Origin of the sequence: Mariprofundus erugo (assembly GCF_005818865.1) — a bacterium.
GTDB lineage: Bacteria > Pseudomonadota > Zetaproteobacteria > Mariprofundales > Mariprofundaceae > Mariprofundus > Mariprofundus erugo.
Genome location: NZ_VBRY01000005.1, coordinates 44,780 through 66,211 on the forward strand (window position 1 = coordinate 44,780; position 21,432 = coordinate 66,211).

13 protein-coding genes are annotated in these 21,432 nt (G+C 54.2%); 8 read left to right on the forward strand and 5 right to left on the reverse strand.

The window, feature by feature from the left end; genetic code table 11:
• Window positions 1-176: 176 nt before the first annotated feature.
• The 8 genes from parC (at window position 177) to FEF65_RS06285 (ending at window position 16,003) form a co-directional block, all read left to right on the forward strand.
• Window positions 177-4,433, forward strand: a complete 4,257-nt coding sequence (gene parC, locus FEF65_RS06250) for a DNA topoisomerase IV subunit A (RefSeq protein ID WP_138238951.1) — start codon at window positions 177-179, stop codon at window positions 4,431-4,433.
• 252 nt (window positions 4,434-4,685) lie between these two features.
• The gene (locus tag FEF65_RS06255; RefSeq protein WP_138238952.1) at window positions 4,686-6,170 is read left to right on the forward strand and encodes a CheR family methyltransferase; all 1,485 of its coding nucleotides are present in this window, start codon (window positions 4,686-4,688) and stop codon (window positions 6,168-6,170) included.
• A 94-nt stretch (window positions 6,171-6,264) separates the two neighbouring features.
• Complete coding sequence (locus FEF65_RS06260; RefSeq protein ID WP_161595190.1) at window positions 6,265-7,308, forward strand: chemotaxis protein CheW; 1,044 nt, start codon at window positions 6,265-6,267, stop codon at window positions 7,306-7,308.
• A gap of 71 nt (window positions 7,309-7,379) precedes the next feature.
• On the forward strand, window positions 7,380-9,200 hold the full coding sequence (locus tag FEF65_RS13555; protein WP_138238954.1) for a methyl-accepting chemotaxis protein: 1,821 nt from the start codon (window positions 7,380-7,382) through the stop codon (window positions 9,198-9,200).
• A gap of 56 nt (window positions 9,201-9,256) precedes the next feature.
• Window positions 9,257-11,545, forward strand: a complete 2,289-nt coding sequence (locus tag FEF65_RS06270) for a hybrid sensor histidine kinase/response regulator (RefSeq protein ID WP_138238955.1) — start codon at window positions 9,257-9,259, stop codon at window positions 11,543-11,545.
• A gap of 37 nt (window positions 11,546-11,582) precedes the next feature.
• Window positions 11,583-12,644, forward strand: coding sequence for a chemotaxis-specific protein-glutamate methyltransferase CheB (cheB, locus tag FEF65_RS06275; RefSeq protein ID WP_138238956.1), 1,062 nt, complete (start codon window positions 11,583-11,585; stop codon window positions 12,642-12,644).
• A gap of 23 nt (window positions 12,645-12,667) precedes the next feature.
• Window positions 12,668-13,645 (forward strand): response regulator, encoded by a 978-nt coding sequence (locus FEF65_RS13375; protein ID WP_161595191.1) that lies wholly within the window; start codon window positions 12,668-12,670, stop codon window positions 13,643-13,645.
• Between the two features lie 12 nt (window positions 13,646-13,657).
• On the forward strand, window positions 13,658-16,003 hold the full coding sequence (locus FEF65_RS06285) for a hybrid sensor histidine kinase/response regulator (protein ID WP_138238957.1): 2,346 nt from the start codon (window positions 13,658-13,660) through the stop codon (window positions 16,001-16,003).
• Window positions 16,004-16,177: 174 nt separating this feature from the next.
• Here the strand turns inward: FEF65_RS06285 and FEF65_RS06290 are convergent, their stop codons facing one another.
• The 5 genes from FEF65_RS06290 to FEF65_RS06310 form a co-directional block, all read right to left on the reverse strand.
• On the reverse strand, window positions 16,178-17,857 hold the full coding sequence (locus FEF65_RS06290; RefSeq protein WP_138238958.1) for a peptide-binding protein: 1,680 nt from the start codon (window positions 17,855-17,857) through the stop codon (window positions 16,178-16,180).
• Window positions 17,827-19,062 (reverse strand): LysM peptidoglycan-binding domain-containing protein, encoded by a 1,236-nt coding sequence (locus tag FEF65_RS06295; RefSeq protein WP_138238959.1) that lies wholly within the window; start codon window positions 19,060-19,062, stop codon window positions 17,827-17,829. The genes FEF65_RS06290 and FEF65_RS06295 overlap by 31 nt, the downstream gene beginning before the upstream one ends.
• A 138-nt stretch (window positions 19,063-19,200) precedes the next feature.
• Entirely contained in the window at window positions 19,201-19,782 is a 582-nt protein-coding gene (locus FEF65_RS06300) for a GTP-binding protein (RefSeq protein WP_138238960.1), read from the reverse strand.
• Between the two features lie 2 nt (window positions 19,783-19,784).
• Window positions 19,785-20,489: a hypothetical protein gene (locus tag FEF65_RS06305; RefSeq protein ID WP_238701223.1), complete on the reverse strand. Its 705-nt coding sequence runs from the start codon at window positions 20,487-20,489 to the stop codon at window positions 19,785-19,787.
• A 558-nt stretch (window positions 20,490-21,047) separates the two neighbouring features.
• On the reverse strand, window positions 21,048-21,413 hold the full coding sequence (locus FEF65_RS06310) for a roadblock/LC7 domain-containing protein (protein ID WP_138238961.1): 366 nt from the start codon (window positions 21,411-21,413) through the stop codon (window positions 21,048-21,050).
• Between the last annotated feature and the right edge of the window lie 19 nt (window positions 21,414-21,432).

A 21,432-nucleotide genomic window follows, 5' to 3' on the forward strand; every position in this document is an offset into this window, starting at 1 on the left:
ATAAGCATAACGTTTAGCAGTAGGGGATAAGGCAACGCAAAACATACATCTTTCCACTGTTCCGATGTTGGATAGGGTGTATGGTCGTTGCGTCGCTGGTTTGTTCTGGCACCACACGGGGGGCGTTTATACGCACGGTGGATGCCGCAAGACCATACGACAGAGGGATTGTGCTTATGAGTCAGCAAGGCAGTTACGATATTGATTCGATCAAGGATCTGGACGGTATCGCGCATATTCAGCTACGGCCCAATATGTACACCGATACGGGGCTGGAGCTTGGCTGCCATCATATTGCGCAGGAGGTGCTCGATAACTGTGGTGATGAGGCCATAGGCGGTTTCTGTACCCGTATTGTTGTCGAGCTTGAATCCGAGACGGTGATCAGCATCAGTGATAACGGTCGCGGTATTCCGGTGAAGGAAAATGCCAGTGGTATGTCCGGTGTTGAGCTGGTGCTGACCAAGGACAAGGCCGGTGGCAAGTTTGACCACGAGGCCTATAAGGTCTCAGGCGGATTACACGGTGTCGGTGTGACGGTCACCAATGCGCTCTCATCATGGCTGGAGGCGACGGTCAAGCGGGATGGTGGCGAGTTCACCATGCGTTTTGAGAACGGACGCCCGGTTGAAAAGTTGCGCCGGGTGGGGGATGTCGGTCCGCGCACGCACGGTACCCGCATCCGTTTTTCGCCCAACCCGAAGTATTACGAACGTGCCAAATTCCGTGTTCAGCAGCTGCGCCAGCAAGCCATGGACAAGGCGATTCTGATTCCCGGTCTTGAGGTGGTGTTCAAGGCACCGGGGCTGGAGCCCGAATCCTTCTGCTTTAAAAATGGTCTGGCTGAATTTATGAGTACCCGCATGGAGTATACGCCGGTATTCGAATTTACCGGTCAGCTGGGCGAAATGGAAAAAATCCACTGGTTTTTTGCCGCCTTTGTTGAAACGATCCCTCTTTATACGCGCTCCTATGTGAATACCGTGCCAACGCCACGGGGTGGTACCCATGAGAAGGGGTTTGAAACCGGCATTCTGAAGGCGGTGCGTGAATATATTGAAATGCGCCCGGAGCTGAAAAAGTCGCTGGGTAAAAACACCCGTATTGCAGCCTCGGATGTGATGACCAATACCCAGCTCGGTCTGTCGGTTTATATTCAGGATGTATCCTTTGAAGGGCAGACCAAACAGCGACTGACCTCAGCTGAGGCAAGCAAGTTTGTTGGCGGCGTCATTCATGACTCCGCCTCGCTATGGCTGAACCGGGATGCGGAGGTTTCCGATGCCTGGGTCAAACTGATTATCGACCGGGCCACTGCACGTACAGCGGCTGAGAGCGGTAAGGCCAGAAAGGTGGATCGTAAAACCTATACCGGCCGCACTCCCTTGCCAGGCAAACTGCAGGATTGCCGCAGTAATGATATCGAACATACCGAACTTTATCTGGTCGAGGGTGATTCTGCCGGCGGTTCGGCCAAGCAGGCCAATGATCGTGATCTGCAGGCGATTTTTCCGCTCAAGGGTAAAATTCTCAATTGCGAAGGGGTGACCGCCGAGGATGCGATTGGCAGTGAGGCGATCGCGGATCTGGTGACGGCCATCGGCTGCGGCATCGGTGAGCAGTGTGATCCGGAAAAGCGGCGTTATGGCAAAGTCATTATTATGACCGATGCCGACATTGACGGCTCCCATATCCAGACATTGCTGGCCACCTTTTTCTGGCGTCAGATGCGTCCTCTGGTTGAAGCAGGCCGTGTCTATATCGTGCAGCCGCCTCTCTATCGCGCCACCATCGGCAAGCAGGTCCAGTACGCCCAGGATGATGAAGAGCTGGACGGGCTGAAAGCGATGGCGCTGGCTGAAGGGAAAAAGATCGAGTACATCCGCTACAAAGGTCTGGGTGAGATGGATCCGCCTGAACTGGCCGAAACCTGTATGGACCCTGAAAACAGGGTGCTGGTGAAGGTCGATCCCAGAAACTTCGATCGCATGGACTCATTGATGACCAAGCTGATGGGTGATGATGCCGAGCAGCGACGGGATCTGTTGATGGGGAAGGAAATTGAGGAGGCGCGTTTTATTGCCGACCCGTGTGATGTCACGGAAGAGGTGGATGAGGCGGGATGCTTTCAGCCCTATGAGTCAGGAAATAACCGCATTGCACCGTTTGAGACGGTGTTTCGTGAGCTTTACCGGGGTTATGGTCTGAAGGTGGTCGGTGATCGTGCCATCCCCGATGTGCGCGATGGTATGAAACCTGTTCATCGCCGTATTCTTTATGCGATGGAGATGCTCAAGCTGCGCGCCAATGCCGGTACAAAAAAAGCCGCCCGCGTGGTCGGTGACGTGATCGGTAAATATCATCCGCATGGCGACAGCTCGGTATATCTGGCCATGGTGCGCATGGCTCAGCCGTGGGCGATGCGTTATCCGCTGGTCCATGGTCAGGGTAACTGGGGCTCGATTGATGGCGACTCGGCTGCGGCCATGCGATATACCGAGGCTAAAATGACGCCGATTGCGGAGGCGATGCTTTCGGCTGATCTTAAGGATGGCATCACTCCCTACCAGCCCAACTATGATGATCAGGACAAGGAGCCGATGGTGCTGCCCGCACCATTTCCGATGATCATGATGAATGGTACGACCGGCAACCCGGCTGTGGGCTTTAAATCAGAAATCCCTCCTCACAACCTGACTGAGCTTCTGGGGGCGGCGATTGCCATTGCCAAACGTCGGAAAAAGAGCGGTCAGGCTGAGTCACCGGGTGATTTTGCCCTGGTGCGTAAGCATATTACCGCCCCCGATTTTCCGGGTGGTGGCATTATTGCCAACAGCCATGAAGAGCTGGAAGCGATGTATGCCAAAGGTCATGGCCGCATGCTGTTGCGGGCAAGATGGCACGTGGAGCAGCTTGGCAAGGGGCTATGGCAGATTGTTGTCACCGAATTACCGTTTGAGGTAGAGAAGTCGCCATTGCTGGTGGATATCGGTATGCGCATCTCCGATAAAACCATCGCCGAAGCGCGCCAGTTGCCGATGCTGGATGATTTGCGCGATGAATCGAGCAAGGATGGTATTCGTATCATTCTCTATCCGAAATCGAAGAATCTCGATCCCGAACAGATTATGCTGCATCTGTTTTCAGCCACCAATCTGCAGGTCACGATCCAGTATGCCACCTATGCACTGGAGCAGTGGGTGGATGGAGCAAATGGTGAACGTTATCGTCTGCCAAGCCTGTTTCCGCTGGATCGGATGATTCACTCCTTCCTCAACTACAGGGAACAGCTGGTGATGAATCGTGCGACGGTCCGGCTTGCCGAAATTATGGCCCGTTTACATATTCTCGATGGACTGTTGCTGGCATACCCGAATATCAGGGAGATTGTTGAAATCATTCTCGATCATGATGAGCCGAAACCGATCATCATGGAGCGATATTCCCTGTCAGCCATTCAGGTGGATGCGATTCTTGCCATTCGCCTCTCCCAGTTGCGCAAGCTCGAAGAGATGAAGCTGCGTGGCGAGCACGATGCACTGAGTCGGGAGGCGGAGGATTTGCGACAGGTGGTGGATGATTATGGCCACCGCTGGGGACGCATCACCGTCGAGCTGCAGGATACGCTCAAGCGTTTTGGTGATGAGAGACGTACCGAGGTGCAACCGGATGCGCCGAAATCACGGCCGATGAGCCGTGAGCAGATTGTATCCCGTGAACCGATTACGGCGGTGCTTTCAAGGCAGGGCTGGCTTAAGGGCATGCGCGGCTCCGGCATTGATGTGGCCTCTGTGAAGTTCAGGGAGGGGGATGCACTGATCGATTCAGCGGCCGGTCATACCACCGATCAATTGATACTGATCGGCAGGACAGGACGTGCATTCAGTATGCTGGCTGCCGATCTTGCCAGCGGCAGAGGTGCCGGCGACCCGGTTTCCAAGAATTTCATCTTCTCGATCAATGATGCGCCGAATCGGCTGGTGATGGTGAGGCCGGAAGCCGAATACCTTGTTGCCACAACCGCCGGCCATGCATTCCGGGCGATGGGCAGCGACATGGTTTCTGCCAATCGCAAGGGTAAGGTGTTTCTCAACCTGCCGGCCAAATCGAAGCTGCTTTGTATCCGGGAGTTCGGCCCGTCAGATGATGCCATTGCCTTTATCGATTCGGATGGTCGCATGGGTATTGTGAAGCGGGAAGAGTTCCCGCTGCTCGGCAAGGGTAAGGGGTTGACTGCGATTGCCATGCGTAAAGGGGCGAAGGGGCTGCGCGATGCAGCACCGGTGAATACCTCCGGCAGTATTCGTGTGGGTACAGAAAAGCGTGCGACCACCATTACCGAAGAGGAGATCCTTCACGAATATCTGATTGCCCGCGCCAAGGCACCGAGACCTCTGCCGATGGCCGCCGTCAATGGCATGGTTGTGGGCTAACGACGGAAAATAGAGCGCCTCAATCCGGCAGGATAGCCGGATTGGACGGCGTTGCCGCCGCCCGGTGAGCAGCAGGATGCAGCGAGTCAAATCAAAGGCAAAACCGCGCTTTTGCCTTTGCGAACTGATTTTTGCCAGGACGACAATAAATCACAATCAATCAGCACCTCCTCAGGAAGGGGGAGACAAAGTTGGCGGAAGATTTGCTGAGAGACGACTCAGGCGAGAGAACAATGTCGAGTGGGGAGAGGCATGTCTGGAACAGAGGATACACTCAAACGGTTTAGTGAGTTGATATGCAGGCAGACGGGTCTGCACCTTTATGACAAGGATATGGACAAGCTGTTGCTGACGGTACGCTCCCGCACCGACCATGGCGGTTTTGCCAGTGAAGATGCCTATTATCATTATCTCATGAGCGGTGGTCACGAAAGCGAATGGGAAACGCTGATGATCAGGCTGACCTGTGGTGAGAGCCATTTTTTTCGTGATAAAGGACAATTGCAGCTGCTACAACATCGGATTATACCCGAGCTGATCGAGCGAAATGCGCATAAACGCAGTCTGAAAATCTGGAGTGCCGGCTGCTCCACCGGTGAGGAGCCCTATACGCTGGCAATTCTTATTCATGAGTTGTTGCAACAGCGACAGGGGTGGCGCCTTACGCTGATTGGCAGCGATATCAATGAGACGTCGATTCATGATGCACAAAAAGCCATCTATCGTGACTGGTCGTTCCGTGGCACAGGCGATGAACAGATTCGTACCTATTTTCATTCTCATCGCAGTGGCTGGCAGCTGGATCAGAAGATTCGGCAAATGGTGTCGTTTATTCAGGTGGATTTGATGAATGATCGCTTCCCTGATGTGACGTCGTCCCTGTTTGGCATGGATCTGATTATTTGCCGTAATGTCTTTATCTATTATGGCCAGGATGCAATCAACACCATGATGCGCAAGTTTGCAGCAACCCTGACCGATGGTGGCTACTTGCTGACCGGTCATGCCGAAGTGGCCAACCCGGAAAAATCAGGTTTGAAGTTACGCAGTTTTGCCGAGTCCACGATCTTCCAGCGCCAGCCGGAGCATCAGGAGCAGGAGATCGTGGTCAGGAGTGGCAGCGCTCACTTGGCGTCTCCGATAAAACAGCCGGTGACAGCCCGGCCGGCTGCAGCCAGGCCGCATCATCCGGCGAGCAGCTGGCAGCGCCAGTTACCTGCGGCGCATTCAGCCAGTCAGAAGGCGTTGTTATCACTGTCTGAACTGGAGAAGCAACTGCTGCGCGGGGAATATCGACAGGTCGCAGGTTTGCTTAAAATCTACCTGGACCAGGATCCCGCCAGCATCAAGGCGAATGTGATGATGGCCCGTTGTATGGCCAATACGGGGGATCAGGTCGGGGCAGAGTCATTATGCCGGCGGCTGGTCAGGCAGCACCCGTTATGTGCAGATGCCTACTATATCCTTGCCCAGCTGGCACAGGAGAGAAGCAACGGTGATCAGGCCCGTGAGCTGTTACAGAAGGTGATCTACCTTGCCCCCGAGTTTATTGCTGCGCATATGGATCTTGCCGGAATCTACCAGTTCGCAGGCGAGTCCGAGCGGGCGGCCAGAGAGTGGGCGGTCGCACTTCATCTGATCGGACAGCTCTCTGACGGTACGCCGATTCCCTTTATGGAAGATGTCGCCTTGAGTGAGGTAAAATCGCATCTGGAGCAGATGGCAGCCGGGGGGTGAGCAGGTGCATGGGTTTTATTGTCGTTTCGTGTTTAAGCTGCCGGTGAATGGCATGCTGTATGCGTATCATAGCCATGGACAATAAAGTGCTATGATGAACGCTTATACAGACAAGAGCGCGGGCGGGGGGCTGTCCTGTTTGCTGTTTACTTTGAACGGTCTCGATTTTGCCGTGGATGTGGCGACGGTGCGCGAGATTGTCTGGTTACCAAAGCTGACACCGGTTGAAGAGGTACCGCACTATGTGGTTGGTGTGCTGAACCTGCGCGGTGTGATTGCCCCGGTCATTGATTTGAATCTTCGCTTCGGCCGGGTTTCGACTGGCTACAGGGTTGAACACCAGGTGATCGTGCTCGAGTACGCCAGTCATCTGGTTGGTATCATTGTCGATGATGTCTCCGATGTGGTGGATATACCTGCGGCTGATATCGCCGATACGCCAATGGCAGAACAGAAAAAGCGCCACCCTTCCAGCTACATATGTGCAGAGATCAAGTTGGCCGAGCGCATTGTCATGCTTCTGAGTGCAACGGCCGTTTGTGCGCTGGAGCTTGATCACGATGTCATTGCGGATGCCGATGAGGGCATGGCTGAGGTACCACTATCACCTCACCGCCGATTTTGTCCGGCAGCCACGGATGAGGAGATGGAGGTCTTCAGGGGGCGGGCCAGGGAGTTGATGGTTTCTCCTGCAGGAGAGAATGGCGTCAACGAGAAGATGGTTGCTGTGATCTCCATCGGTAAGGAGCTGTTCGGGATTGAGCTCGATCTGATCAGGGAGTTTACCGAGATCGGTCATGTGGTGCCGATTCCGTGCGTACCCAGGCATATTGTCGGTGATATGAATTTGAAGGGCGAAATTTTGACACTGGTGGATATCAGGGGGCTGATCGGTGTGCCTGATCGCAGTGGTGTCAGGGCAGAGAAACTGATCGTTGTGGCGATGGATGGACAAATTATCGGCATCCTCATTGATGAGGTGCGTGATCTTATCAGGATTTCCGGCGATCTGGCCGGTCACGCAGGCAATGACAATTACCTGAAATGTACCATCGCCTATGACAGCCAGATGCTGGGCATCCTGGACCTTGAACAGGTGATCAGAGCGCCGGAGCTCGTGGTTGATGAGATGGTATAGCGGGAAGCAGGCATTCGGATGCAGGTATCCACAGGCAGGTGATGATGTTGAACAAAGGGGCGAGGTGAAATATGTTAAATCTGATAGGTAAAGGCTTGATGCGAAAACTGATTATTCTGTTGCTCGGGGTATCAGTGATTCCGGTTCTGATTGTCGGGGTGCTCGGATTTCAGTTTGGCAAGCAGGCACTCAATGATCAGATCATCGAGAGTTATACGGCGATCGCAGAGGGACGTGAGGCCACGGTCATTCAGTATCTGGATGCCAAGCGTATACTGAATGAATCGATGGCGGCAGATCAGTTTATCGAGGAAAAAGTACAGGGACTTGTCAACGGTTCGGCGAACAGGGATAACGCGGACAAGCTGGTCGAATATCTTAAAGTCAAAAAAATGCCGCTGGATAAATCGATCATCGAAATGTTGATCATCGGTATGGATGGCAAAGTGATTACATCGACGGCCAGTCAGGAGATCGGCCGTGACTATGGCCGGGAGGCAGTATTTCTGCAGGGGATCAAACGCTCCTATATTGATGATGTCGCAGTGGCTACTGGTAAGGAGTTGCCCTGCTTTACCATTGCATCACCGATCAAGGATCTGCATGAGGCCGGAAAGCTGCTCGGCGTGATTGTCAGTCGTATCGATCTGAAAGAGTTGAATGCCATTGCGACCAACCATGAGGGACTGGGTGAGAGCGGTGAGGCATATATTGTCAATCAACATGGCTTTATGGTGACTGAATCGCGTTTTCTTAAAGATGTGATTTTGAAGCAGAAGGTGGACAGTGAACCGGTCCGTCTTGCTCATAACCAGAACCGGATGATGGCAGGTATCTACAACAATTATCGCGATATGAAGGTGGTGGGCGCCTCCATGGGCGATGATCTGAATGAAAAGTTTCAGCTGGGCTGGACGATTCTGGTCGAGATCGGGGCCGATGAGGCATTTCAGACGATCGCCAATCTTGCCCGGATTATATGGATGGTCAGCGGTGTGATCGTGGTGGCGGTGCTGTTGCTTGCCGTCTATTTCGGCCGTTCGCTGAGTGAACCGATTCGCAGGGTGGCCGAGAATCTTGCCGCAACATCCACCCAGATGGCGACGACTGTGGAAGAGCATGAACGTACCGCCTCCTCGCAGGCATCGGCCGTGAATGAAACCTCGACGACGATGAATGAGCTGGGTACCTCGGCCAGACGGGTGGAGGAGCAGGCCGATGCAGCCATGGCAGGTGCCAGCGAAGCGACAATGCTGGCTGAAGAGGGCGGGCGCAATGTTCATGAGATGCTTGATGCCATGATCAGCATGAAAGAAAAGGTGGCGGCAACGGCCCAGCAGATTCTCAGCCTCAGCGAGCAGACCGCCCAGATTGGCAATATCACCTCACTGGTTCGTGAACTGGCCAACCAGACCAACCTGCTCGCCCTGAATGCGGCCGTAGAGGCAGCCCGTGCCGGTGAGCATGGTAAAGGCTTTGCCGTAGTGGCAGCTGAAATCCGCAAGCTGGCCGATCAGAGTAAAAAATCGGCCGAGCGCATCAATGCACTGGTTGAGGATATCCAGACCTCAAGCAATTCAACGGTGATGGTCGTGGATGAAAGTACCAAGATGGTTGAGCTGAGCGTACGACTGGCCAACAACACGGCCGGTGGTTTTGAGGGGGTTGTGCATGCAACCGGAAGCGCCTTTGAAAGCCTGCAGCAGATTGCCCTGAATGTGAAACAGCAGGCAGCGGCAATCAATCAGGTGGTGCACGCCATGCAGGGCATTAATGCCGGTGCCAAGGAGACGGCAGCCGGTATCAGCCAGAGTAAGGTCGGTATCGGAAACCTCAAGGATGCTGCCCAGAAGCTGAGAACTCTGGTCGGACATGCTGACGACACCCATTAAATCCTTGATCGCTGTCACCGGGGGCTATCGCTACCCGGTCAGTCGGGGGATATCAGATGATCGATGAACAGGAGTTTCGCGACCTCTTCAAGGAGGAAAGTGACGAGCACCTTCTCTGTCTGGATGAAGGATTGCTGGCACTGGAGAAAAATCCGTTCGATCAGACCACACTTGATCAGGTGTTCCGGGCAGCTCACAGTCTGAAAGGTGCGGCCCGCATGCTGTATTTAACTGATGTGGAGACGGTGGCGCATCGCTGCGAGGATGTACTCAGGCTGGGGAAAAACGGAGATAGTTCGTTTTCCGGGGTCGTGGTCGGTCATCTCTTCCCGCTGCTCTCGGCCATGCATGCATTGATCGATGAAGCTTTGGGAGGGGCCAGGGCTGACATCGATGTGGCAGGAGTGATAGCGACCCTTGATGCGGCACTGGCCGGCCATGGCAGTGACTCTGCGCCGGTTGAAGCCGTGCCGGTTGAAGCAGCGCCTGGCGCAGTCGCAGAGCCGGTGGTTGCTGAGCAGCCTGTGGCGCCTGAGGCGGAGGTCGCGGCACCGGATGAAGAGGAGCAGGCTCAGCCGGGCCAGCCGGTGAACCAACAATATCGCATTGAAACGATCCGGGTGCCGACGAAAAAACTCGATGGTTTGTTGAGCCAGATGGGGGAGTTGATTGTGGCCAGGGGGCGGGTCTCCCGTCGTATGGTTGAGATCGAGCAGCTTGCCGATGCATGGGAGGAGTGGCAGCGATCACCCGTTGCTGCCGCATTTCTCAATCAGGCCGGACAGGGCGGCGGGCGCAGCAGATTTGATCAGTTGGGCAGTATGATTCAGTCGCTCTATCGCGCCTCGGCTGAAGATATGACCCGTCTGGAAAGTGTGGCGGACAAAATCGCGGCGGAAGTGCGTAATATCCGCTTGTTGCCGTTGTCATCAATCTTCAACCTGTTTTCAAGACTGGTGCGTGATCAGGCTGCCGAGCAGGGGAAAAAGGTGGATTTCCGTGTCTATGGTGGCGACACCCAGGCAGACAAACAGATAGTCGAAGAGATGAAGGACCCACTGATGCATATGCTCCGGAATGCCGTGGATCACGGCATTGAAATGGAAGCTGAGCGGGTGGCCAGAGGCAAGCCAGCCACAGGTACACTCTCTATCCGGGCCCGGCAGACGGCTACAAATATTGTCATAGAGATTTGCGATGACGGACGCGGTATCGATCCGGAAGTGATTGCAAGAACCGCTTTGAAACGAAAGCTGTTAAGCAGGAAGGAGCTCGATCTGATGAGTATCGAGCAAATTCAGGCACTGATTTTTTCTCCCGGTTTCTCGACCAGTCAGTTTGTGACCGATATCTCAGGCCGTGGTGTCGGCATGGATGTGGTGCGTAACAATGTCGAGCGCCTGAAAGGACACATCGAGATTGATTCTGTTCCGGGTAACGGGTGCACGATGCGCATACTGTTGCCGATGACGCTCTCTTCCACCCGAGTTCTGGTTGCAGAGGTTAATCACCGGCCCTATGCGATTCCGGCCGAAGCGGTGAACACCAGTATTCATCTGGACCGAAACATGATTTTTTCCATTGAGGGACGTAAAAACATCACATGGCAGGGGACAGCGCTGCATGTGGTGGCACTGGCCGATCTGCTTGAGGTGGACGAGCGGCTGCTTAAATCGAGACTGGTCGAGAAGCAGGCGCAGGAGGCGGCGCCGGCAAAGGCTGAAAATGGCTATCTTCTCTGTGTTGTTGTGGAGGTGGCTGGTGAACGGTTCGGCTTGCTGGTCGATGACCTGCTGGATGAGCGTGAGGTCGTTGTCAAACCACATGGCTCCCTGCTCAGGCGTATTCGCAATGTTTCCAGTGTGACGATTCTCGATAGCGGTGAGGTGTGCATGATTCTCAATCCGCAGGATCTGGCCCGTTCCGTACACAGGCATGTCACCATGGACAGTGAAGAGGTGGAAGCAACGGTGGAGCAGCGCAAGCAGGTGGTGCTGCTGGTCGAGGATTCGATGACAACCCGCATACAGGAGAAGAGAATTCTTGAGGGCGGAGGTTATGAGGTGGTCACGGCAGTGGATGGCATCGATGCAATGAACAAGCTGGTGACCAACCGGATCGATGCGGTGGTATCGGATATTGTGATGCCGAATGTGGATGGCCTTGAGCTGACGGCGATGATCCGACGGGAGAGCAAGTATAATGAGATGCCGGTGATTCTGGTGACGACCCTGGCATCGGATCAGGATAAAAAGGCAGGACTGGCAGCTGGTGCCAATGCCTATATCTCCAAACCCCGCTTTGATCAGAAAATACTGCTTGAAACATTGCGCCGGTTGATCTGATGTGGTGTGTACAACAACTGCGTCGTGGTGAAGTGCGATGATCAGGGTTCTGCTGGTTGATGATTCACCGATTGCACTGCTGACGATCAGTCGCATTCTCGAAACAGCGCCGGATATCACGGTGGTCGGGCGGGCTGCCAATGGCCAGGAGGCACTCGATCTGATTCCGGCACTGCAGCCGGATGTGATCTGTACCGATCTGCATATGCCTGTGATGGATGGGCTGCGCTTTACCGAGGCGGTGATGCAACGTTTTCCCCGTCCGATTCTGGTGATCAGTATCTCCGTGTTTGACAGCAAGTCTGATAATGTTTTCAACCTGCTTCAGGCCGGAGCGGTTGATGTGTTTGCCAAACCGCGTTCGGGGCTGCGTACGGCCGATGAACCTGTCGCCCGCGCACTGATTCAGAAAATTCGCGCGATCAGCGGTGTGGTTGCCTTCACCCGTCGCAGCCATGGCGCCGCGCGTGTATCGCCACCGCCACCGCGACCTGCCACGGTGGAGTTACCGCCTGTTGCCGGAAGTTTTGATGTGCTGGTGATCGGTGCCTCAACCGGTGGGCCACTGGCTTATGAGGCTATTCTGTCAGCCCTGCCGGCCAGTTTTCCGCTGCCGGTCATCTGTGTTCAGCATATCAGCGAGGGTTTTTTACCCGGCATGGTCAGCTGGCTCGACTCATGCTCGAAACTCAAGGTCAAACAGGCCTCCCATCTTGAGTCGCTGAAGGCCGGGTTTGTCTACTTTGCACCGGAAGGAAAGCATCTGACAGTCAACGCCAATCGTCTGTTGCAGTTCTCTCCGCATAGTGAAGGGGATCTCTATTGCCCTGCCGTGGATGTGTTGTTTCACTCCGTCGCCAACCATTTCGGCGCCAAAGCGATTGCCCTGCTATTGACCGGCATGGGGGATGACGGAGCGCGCGGATTGAAGCGAATCCGGGAAGAAAATGGCATGACAATTGCGCAGGATGAATCAAGCTGTGTGGTCTATGGCATGCCTCATAAAGCTGTGGAGATGAATGCCGCCCGCATGGTATTGCCTCTGGCGCTGATGGCAGACAAAGTTGTGACACTGGTAACCGGGGCCGGCCGGAAATAAATGATGATGGAAGGGGATAAACGATGGCGACAGCACTGATTGTGGATGACTCGAAGCTGGCACGGGTGCTGGCATCCAGACTGCTGCGTGAGGCCGGTTATGAGACGATCGAGGCAGAAAATGGCAGACAGGGTGTAGATCGGGTGCTGGAGCTGCAGCCGGATGTGATTCTGATGGATATGCTGATGCCGGTGATGGATGGAATCGAGGCATTGACCGAATTGCAGCAGCGTGGCGTGAATATTCCTGTTATTGTGCTAACGGCTGATATTCAGGCAACGGTCAGGGAAACCTGCCTCAACCTGGGAGCTGCGGGCTTTCTGATCAAACCGGTGAACAAGGCGAACCTGATGGCCGCCCTTGTGCCGTTGCAAAAGAAATTCAGAACCAGACAGCTTGAAGTGAGTGATGATCAGAAAGATGCCTTCAGGGAGATTCTCAATATCGGTGTCGGCAAGGCGGCCAGTTCACTGAGCGAGATGCTGGACTGTCCGATCAAGCTTGAGGTACCGGTTGTCTCTGTCTATACCGCAGATGCCATTGTGCATGGTATCAGGGAGCTCAGTGCCGAACGGCTTGCCAGTGTGCGCCTTGATTTCAGAGGCCAGGTCAACGGAACGGCGGCGCTGATTTTTCCACCGGTCAGTGCGGTCAAGCTGGTGAGTGGTCTGACCGGAGAGGTGCCGGGAAGCCCCGATATGGATTCGGTGATGGCCGGTACGCTCAATGAAGTCGGAAACGTGGTTCTCAATTGCGTGATGGGGACGGTGGGTAATCTTCTTTATACCCATTTTGACTATTCCCTGCCGAACTATCTGGAGGGAAGTCTGCTTGAGCTGATGGGGTCCAGGGCACCGCATGAGCAGGGCGTACTGATTGTTGTGCAGACCGTGTTTACTGTGGAAACCATGCAGGCAGAAGGTAGTGTATTTCTGGTCTTTGACCTGGAGTCCTTCGATGCCATGATGGAGGGGCTTTCCAGACATTATGCTGTCAAGTGAGTTAGTGAACTGATGCATCTGAATCTCGATATTCTCGACCATACCCCGATAGGCCACTTCGTCCTGCGGCATGATTATGTCGTGATGTTCTGGAACCGGTGCCTGGAAGACTGGACGGGAATCAGTAAGGAGGAAATCACAGGCCGGAATCTGATTGATGTGTTTCCTCATCTGCAAAACCGCAAGTTTCTCGGGCGCATCAATCAGGTACTTGATGGCTCGATGCAATCGACGGTGTTCTCTTCGCAGTTGCACCGCTACATGATTCCCGCCCCGTTGCCGAACGGAGAGCTGCGTACGCAATATGTGGTGGTGACGCGGCTGCGGCCAGAGGGGGAAGAGGATAATCTCGCCCTGTTTTCCATTCAGGATGTAACGGACCTGACAGCTGCCATTCACAGCAATCGCAACGCGATTCAGCGTATCAGCCGGGCGATGGATGAGGTGAAGGAGACCGAGCGGCAGCTGGCTGAAAAGAGTACCTACCTCGATAATATTCTGCGCAGTGCGACAGAGTACGGCATCATTACCACTGATCTTGATTTCCGGATTACCTACTTTAATCCGAAAGCGGAAGCGCTGTTCAGCTGCACTGCCGAAGAGAAAATCGGCTCCTCACTGCAGCAGCTGTGCATGGATATTTGTCATATCGGCACAGAGTTCGAGGCGATGATCGATCAGGTCCTCCATCGTGGCGAATACAACTTCACCATCAGCGGGGGTGAGGGTGGTGCCAGGACGTTTGTCGATGTGCGTGTTTCCGGCATCCTCAATCATGATAACCACATTGTCGGGGTGGCCCTGTTTTGTATGGATGTGACAGAGGAGAGACGGCGCAATGATAAGTTGCGTATTCTGTCCCAGGCGATCGAGCAGGCGGGGGAGTCGATCATTATTACCGACAGGAATGGTCTGATTCAGTATGCCAATCCGGCATTTACCCGTCTTACCGGCTATCACCTCGATGAGGCGATCGGTCATACCCCGCGCCTGCTTAAAAGCGGTAAGCAGAATGAGCAGTTTTATGAGGACCTTTGGGAAACGGTGGGGGGGGGACGCGTATGGCAGCGATTGCTGGTGGATCGCAAAAAAGACGGTTCACTCTACTCTGCGATGATGTCGGTTGCGCCGATCGTCGATGATCACGGCCAAATCACCCACTATGTCGGTATTCAGCAGGATATGACAGAACACCAGGCGCTTGAGGAGCGTTTCAGGCAGGCGCAAAAAATGGAGGCGATCGGTACACTGGTAGGCGGTATCGCCCACGATTTCAACAATATGCTCGCCGGTATTACCGGCAATGTATATCTGGCAGCACAAAAGGCGAAAGAGTCTCCCGAGGTGATGCAGCGGCTCGATGTGATCAGGGAGCTCAGCTTTAAGGCAGCGACGATGATTCAGCAGCTGTTGACGTTCGCCCGCAAGGGCATTGTGGATCAGAAGCCGTTCGGACTCACCTCATTTTTGCGGGAGGCAGCCAAATTGAATCAGGCCGGGGTGCCTGAGAATATTCATCTCTCCAAGTGTCTGTCGGGGGAAGAGCTGGTCATTCGCGGTGATGTCACCCAGTTGCAGCAGGTGGTGATGAACCTGCTCAGTAATGCCGTGGATGCCGTGGAAGGAGTGGAAAAACCTGAAATTACACTGGGACTTGAGCTTAAGCGCGCTGACGAAATTCAGTTGCAGGATGATGAACCTTTATCCGGCGATTATGCCCATCTGTTTGTCAGTGATAACGGACGGGGCATTCACCCCTCGGCGCTCAAGAATATCTTTGAGCCGTTTTATACCACCAAGGATGTTGGCAAAGGGACAGGATTGGGGCTGGCGATGACCTATGGTGCGGTAAAATCGCATCAGGGCATTATTGATGTGGTTTCCGGGGAGGGCGTGGGTTCAACCTTTCATATTTATCTGCCGCTGGTGGGGGAGGAGGAGCTAATTATCCCGTCCTATCACGAGGATGATGTGATTCAGGGGCGTGGTGAAACGATTCTTGTGGTCGACGATAATGCCCAGGTGAGGGAAACAAGTCGCGAGGTGCTCGAGAATATCGGTTATAAAGTCCTGCTTGCGGTAGACGGGCTGGATGCCATATCGATGGTGCAGCGGCATGTCAGAGAGATTGATCTGATTATCATCGATATCGTCATGCCCCGATTGGGCGGAGTCAAAGCTGCAGGTCAGATTCTGGCCATGAACCCGCATATCAGGGTCATTTATGCGACCGGCTATGATAAGGATGAAACACTGAGGCATGAGATGCCGTCGTCGGATGCGCTGGTGATCAGCAAGCCATATACGATCGGAACACTGAGCCATGTGCTGCATGAGCAGCTGAACCGGGCTGGCTGACAGGGATGATCTGAATCTATCGCTGTCACTACCTCGCTGTAGTGGGTCGTGATGTGAGGTGTATACCGCTCCCCATCTGGCGCTGGCTGCCCGCATGAGGGGTGACAGGGTATAAAGGGGCCGAGCCGTTCAGCGTCAGGTTAAACGATCATGGCCTGTAACCCTTCTGCGTGGTTACGGCTGTATCGCAGTCGGATGATATTTTTGCAGTTCGCGCGGTACATACCAGTGCTCACTGTTATAACCGATGCCGGCAGGGGCAGGCTTGATGCCGTGAATGCGTTTGTGCATGACCGGCAGTGAATATGGCGCAAACAGAAACACCATGGGCACATCACGCCAGATCTCTTCCTGCATCGTGTCGTAATATGCTTTGCGCTGTTTGCGGTCAAATGTTCGGCGTGCACCGTCAAGGGCTGCATCCACCTTGTCATTGTGATAGGAGAGAAAATTAAACTGCCGTGGCCCGGTCTGGGATGAGTGCCAGATGGAGTACTGATCGGGATCCGGGGATAGCGACCAGCCCAGAATCACCGCATCAAACTGTCGTTTGTTGATAAAATTCTCAATAAAAGCGGACCACTCGACCAGTCGAATCCTGACCTCGATACCGACCTTTTTTAACCGTTGCTGCATAATCGTGGCGGCATCGGCTCGCTGTTGATTTCCGTTATTGGTGAGTATGGTAAAACTGAACGGTTTTCCATCTTTATCGAGGATGCCATCCCCGTCACTGTCCCGCCAGCCGGCTTCAGCGAGTAGGGCCTTCGCTTGCTGCGGATCAAAAGGGCGGGGTTTGAGTTGCCGGTTGACCCAGTAGGTTCCGGGTTTGTACGGGCTGGCAATGGTTTCACCAAGACCGAGTTGTACACCGTCAAGGATCTCCTGCCTGTCGATGGCGTAAGCAATGGCCTGTCGCACGCGGACATCGGCAAAAAGCGGACGTTTGAGATTGAAGCCCAAGTAGGTGTAAATAAAATCAAGATACTTGTAGCGCTCATAATGGTTTTTCAGTGACGGGCGCTGGTCGAACAGACGACGAAACTGAATCGGAGTCAGGCTGGCAGAGTCTATACGGCCTGACGACAATTCAAGAAACTGGGTGGCTCGATCGGGAATAATGCGGGTGAAGCGTTCGCTGATCCACACAGGCCCGTCGAAATAGTCTGGATTGGCACGCATCAGGATGGATTGCTGCGACTGCCAGTCCGCCAGCATGTAGGGGCCGATTGTGGCTTTGGGGTGGCGCGACAACTCCGTATGCATGATATCCTCATGGGCGAAAACATGCTCGGGCAGAATTGCCAGCGAGGACCAGGAGGCCAGGGCCGGTGAAAACGGCTCCTGATAATGGACGATAAATGTGAGCGGGTCAGGCGTATCAAAGCTGCGCACAAGGGCATAATCGGACTTGTATGCACTCTGGGTATGCTCATCCTGAATCAGCTTCAGGGTGAAGGCGCAATCGGCCGAGGTGAATGGTTTGCCATCGCTCCATTTCAGGTCAGGGCGGATATGAAATGTGATAGAAAGGTTATCGGCTGAGACTTCCCATGCGCTGGCCAGCTGACCTGTCAGATTCAGCTCCTTGTCATATTTTAACAGTGGCAGATAGAGCTGACCTGCAATCGCATGACTGGATGCGTCACTGGCGATCATCGGAATCAGGTTGCTGGCATCGGCGCTGCTTGCATCGACCAGTCGGTCACCGGCGGCAGGAATGTCTGCAACAGCGGAGTAGGGGAGAGATGTGGGCTGATCACTATCGGAAGCACTGCAGCCACACAGGATCAGGGCCAGCAGATATGTCGCGAGGGGGGCGATCAGCTTGGCGAAATACGGGCCTTGACCCATAGTGTGTCTCCAGCGCGGATCAGTCCGTTATGACGCAGGCCATTATAACGGGCAATCTCCTGAGGTGTGGTGCCGAAACGATTCGCGATCAGCCACAGGGAGTCACCCTGACGTACGGTATAGCGCAATCGCTGCCTGGAAACCGGTAGCAGGGGGTTCGCTCTCGCCGAGCTGGCAGTGGCAAGCTCTCCTGCCGGTACTTTCAATTGCAGGCCGATATGAATGACCTTGCCGATACCTTTGTTCAGATTCTTGAGCATATCAACGGTGATATGGTGGGCCCGGGCAATGCTCCAGAGTGAATCACCCTTGCGGACCGTGGTCATCACATACTGCGGTCCGGCCATCTGCACCTTGTCGGCTACCTGCTGATAATGTGATTCAGGCACATGAATGGTAATCGGCTTTTTCAGATACTGAGCCTGATTCAGGCAGGGGTTATAACGGAATATCTCGTTTTCATCCATGCCGCTGAGTGTGGCCAGTCGGTGGATATCGACGGGTGTGTTGAGTTCAATGGTGCGTGTTCTGATCTGTCCCGGAAAGGTGAACTCGTTCTCCTCAACCAGTGCTGCCAGGCCGATTATATGCTGGACATAGAGGCGGGTCTGCTGAGGAATCGGCAGATGTTCAAGTCCGTCACTCTCATTCCACGGCGATTTTTCCAGTCTGTGGGCCACCGCATTGGGGCCCAGGTTGTAAGCGGCAAAGGCCAGAGGCCAGCTATCAAAGCGGTCGTGCAGTTGCTGAAGATAGACCACTGCCGCACGGGTGGAGTCAGCAATGGATCTTCTGCCATTGGTCTTGTCATTGGAGTCAACACCAAGGCCATGTGCGGTACGGGGCATCAGCTGCCATAAACCAAGGGCTCCTGACTGGGAAACAGCGTAAGGGTTATAGGTGGACTCAACGGCTGGAACTACCTGCAGGGAGAGAGGGGCTCCAAGTTGCTCCAGCGTTTCAAGCATACGATGGCGGACAAAGCGGGAACGTTCACCGATAACTTTCCAGCTGCGCCGGAAATTGTGTCTGGCCAGAAGTTTGGCCTTGTTGATATCCTCATCACTGAGGCCTGCCAGAAGCGGGTCAAGCGGACGGCTAGCCTCTGTGAGGCCGGCATGGTCCGTCACACCGGACGTAGCGGGCTGTACAATCGCAGCCGGTACGTCCGGTGTGGTGTGGACGGAAGCGAGTTTCCCCTGCATGCCTGCGCATGAAGAGAGAAGGGGCAAAAGAGGTATAACAAAGAGCGACCAGCCTTTAAGGCGGTGAATATGACAAACCACGTTATACTGTTATGCGGCAGGAGCGATAAAAAGAGCGATCACGTTCAGGCTGTACAATCAGAACAGGTCTTCTGTATCGTAATCATCATCATAGTCTTCATCCGCCTGCGCTTCGACCAGAGCATTGCCAAGCAGTGTCAGGGTCAGCATCTTGCCGCTTTCCTTGTCACGTGCATCGACCGGAATGACCATGGTATCGCCCAGTTCAAGGAAGGCTGCAATCTCATCCGGGGTCTTCGCACCGGGCAGATCCTGCTTGGTGGCGCCGACAACTACAGGAAGATCCACATGCTCGGAGAAATAGAGGAACATCTTTTTCATCTCAAGCATGGATTCATCGCAGGTACTGTCGACCAGGAAGATGGCGCCAATGGCGCCCTTGGAAAGAATCTTCCACATAAAGTTGAAGCGCGACTGTCCGGGTGTACCGAACAGGTGCATTTCAAGGGTGTCATCGATCTTGAGAATGCCGAAATCCAGTCCGACTGTCGTCATTGCCTTGAGCTGGGAAACGGAGTCGGTCGCGGCTACGTCGGTGGCTGCAACCTGTGAGTCACTAAGATTCTGCACCATGGTCGTCTTGCCAGCATTTACAGGACCGGTAATGACCAGTTTAACAATCTGTTTGCTTTCAGTCATGATTACAGGCCCCTGATTCGATTAATAATACGGCTAAGAATGGAAGTTTTCTTGGCTTTCGGCTGTGCAGACGACGTGGTGGCTGCTTTGGCCGTTTCTTGTGGCTTCTGGCTGCTTCCCTGAGCACCGCCATTCAGAGGCGCAATCAGACCCAGAATGTAGGTCGCCATCATGACACGCAGGCGAACCACTTCATCACGCGTATTTTCAGCCTGTGAAATATAGTTCTGCATACGCAATACGCCGTTGTGCTGAAACTGCATGTGCATTTTCATGTAGGCACCGTTATCCTGAAAGGAATAACGCTGCATCGGGTAGAGTCGGACGATCAGCGGAGGCAGACGCATGGTAAAGCTAAGCAGTTCTGCACGGGTTGCCGGCGTGAATGAGTAACCTGCAAGGGCTGATGCAATCGCCTGTGGAGCAAAAATACGCTGGCTGCTGACGTTGCTGAAGTCGGGGTCGGTGACCACTTCGACGGAATCTGCTTCGAAAATGTCGCGCAATTTCTGTGATACATCAGCGTATGAGCCTTCAAAGCCCGCTCGCTCATAGTATAGGCTGTTCGTTTCTGATCCCTTCGTATAATCCAACCTGGCTGGTTTCTGGTTGATGATCATACGGCGGAGATAAACAAGAGAATTCATAATTCGTCCCATCCCACCTTTAATTAGTCGCAAATATACAGACTGCTGCAGGAGTCGCAAGAAGCAGTCCGGCTATTCGCCATGATATTGACAGTGTATCAGCTTCAGCTGGGGAAGCGCTGATTAATTAGGCGCTTCCGAGCGAGCCATGGACGGCTCGCCAAATCAGACGCGTAAGTGTCTGATTTGTAAGCAAAGACAAAACCACGCTTTTGTCTTTGCGAACTGATTTTTGCCAGGAGGGCAATAAATCAGCATCTCCCTGGGGAATCGCTGATGTGTCGGCACTTCCGGGCAAGCCATGGACGGCCGCCACAATCCGGCAGGGTGGGCGAATTGGATTGCATTGCCGTCGCCCGGTGAGCTGCAGGATGCAGCGAATCAAATCAGGCACGTAAGTGTTTGATTTGTAAGTAAAGGCAACATGACCCGGGCATTATGCCCTCGCACTGCCGGCGGCCTTTGGCCGTCCAGTCGGCTTCCTGCCTCTTTGTCACGCTTTTGCCTTTACGGACTGATGTTTGCCAGTCGGTCAATCAATCAGCATCTCCCTGGCGGTGCATTAAAAAAAATCGCCCCCTCTGCCTGCGTGGCGGAGGGGGCGATGGCTGATCCCGTTCAGATGGTCTGCGCCAGCTGTTCCTGAGCCTGGCGTGCTTCCAGGAAGACAAGGCCGAGATTGGCGCCTTTGGACACAGTCAGGATGAGCGCTGCCCGCCCTTCAATATCAAACAGGAGGATACCGGCATTGCTGCCCCGGATATTCACCTCCTGAAACTCACCGACCTTGAGTGTGGTGGTCACACGCTTGGCAAGACTGCCGAGCGCTGCCCCCATGGCTGCTGTCGCATCGCCCTGATTGCCGCCGAGCTGGTCGGCGATCATCATGCCGTCCGGGCTGATGACGCCAAGCCCCTGGATATCAGCGGTTGCCATCTTAAGGTCGTTCAGAATTGCATTGATCTTTTCCTGTTTTGTTGCCATGTCCCTTCCCCTGAATGAA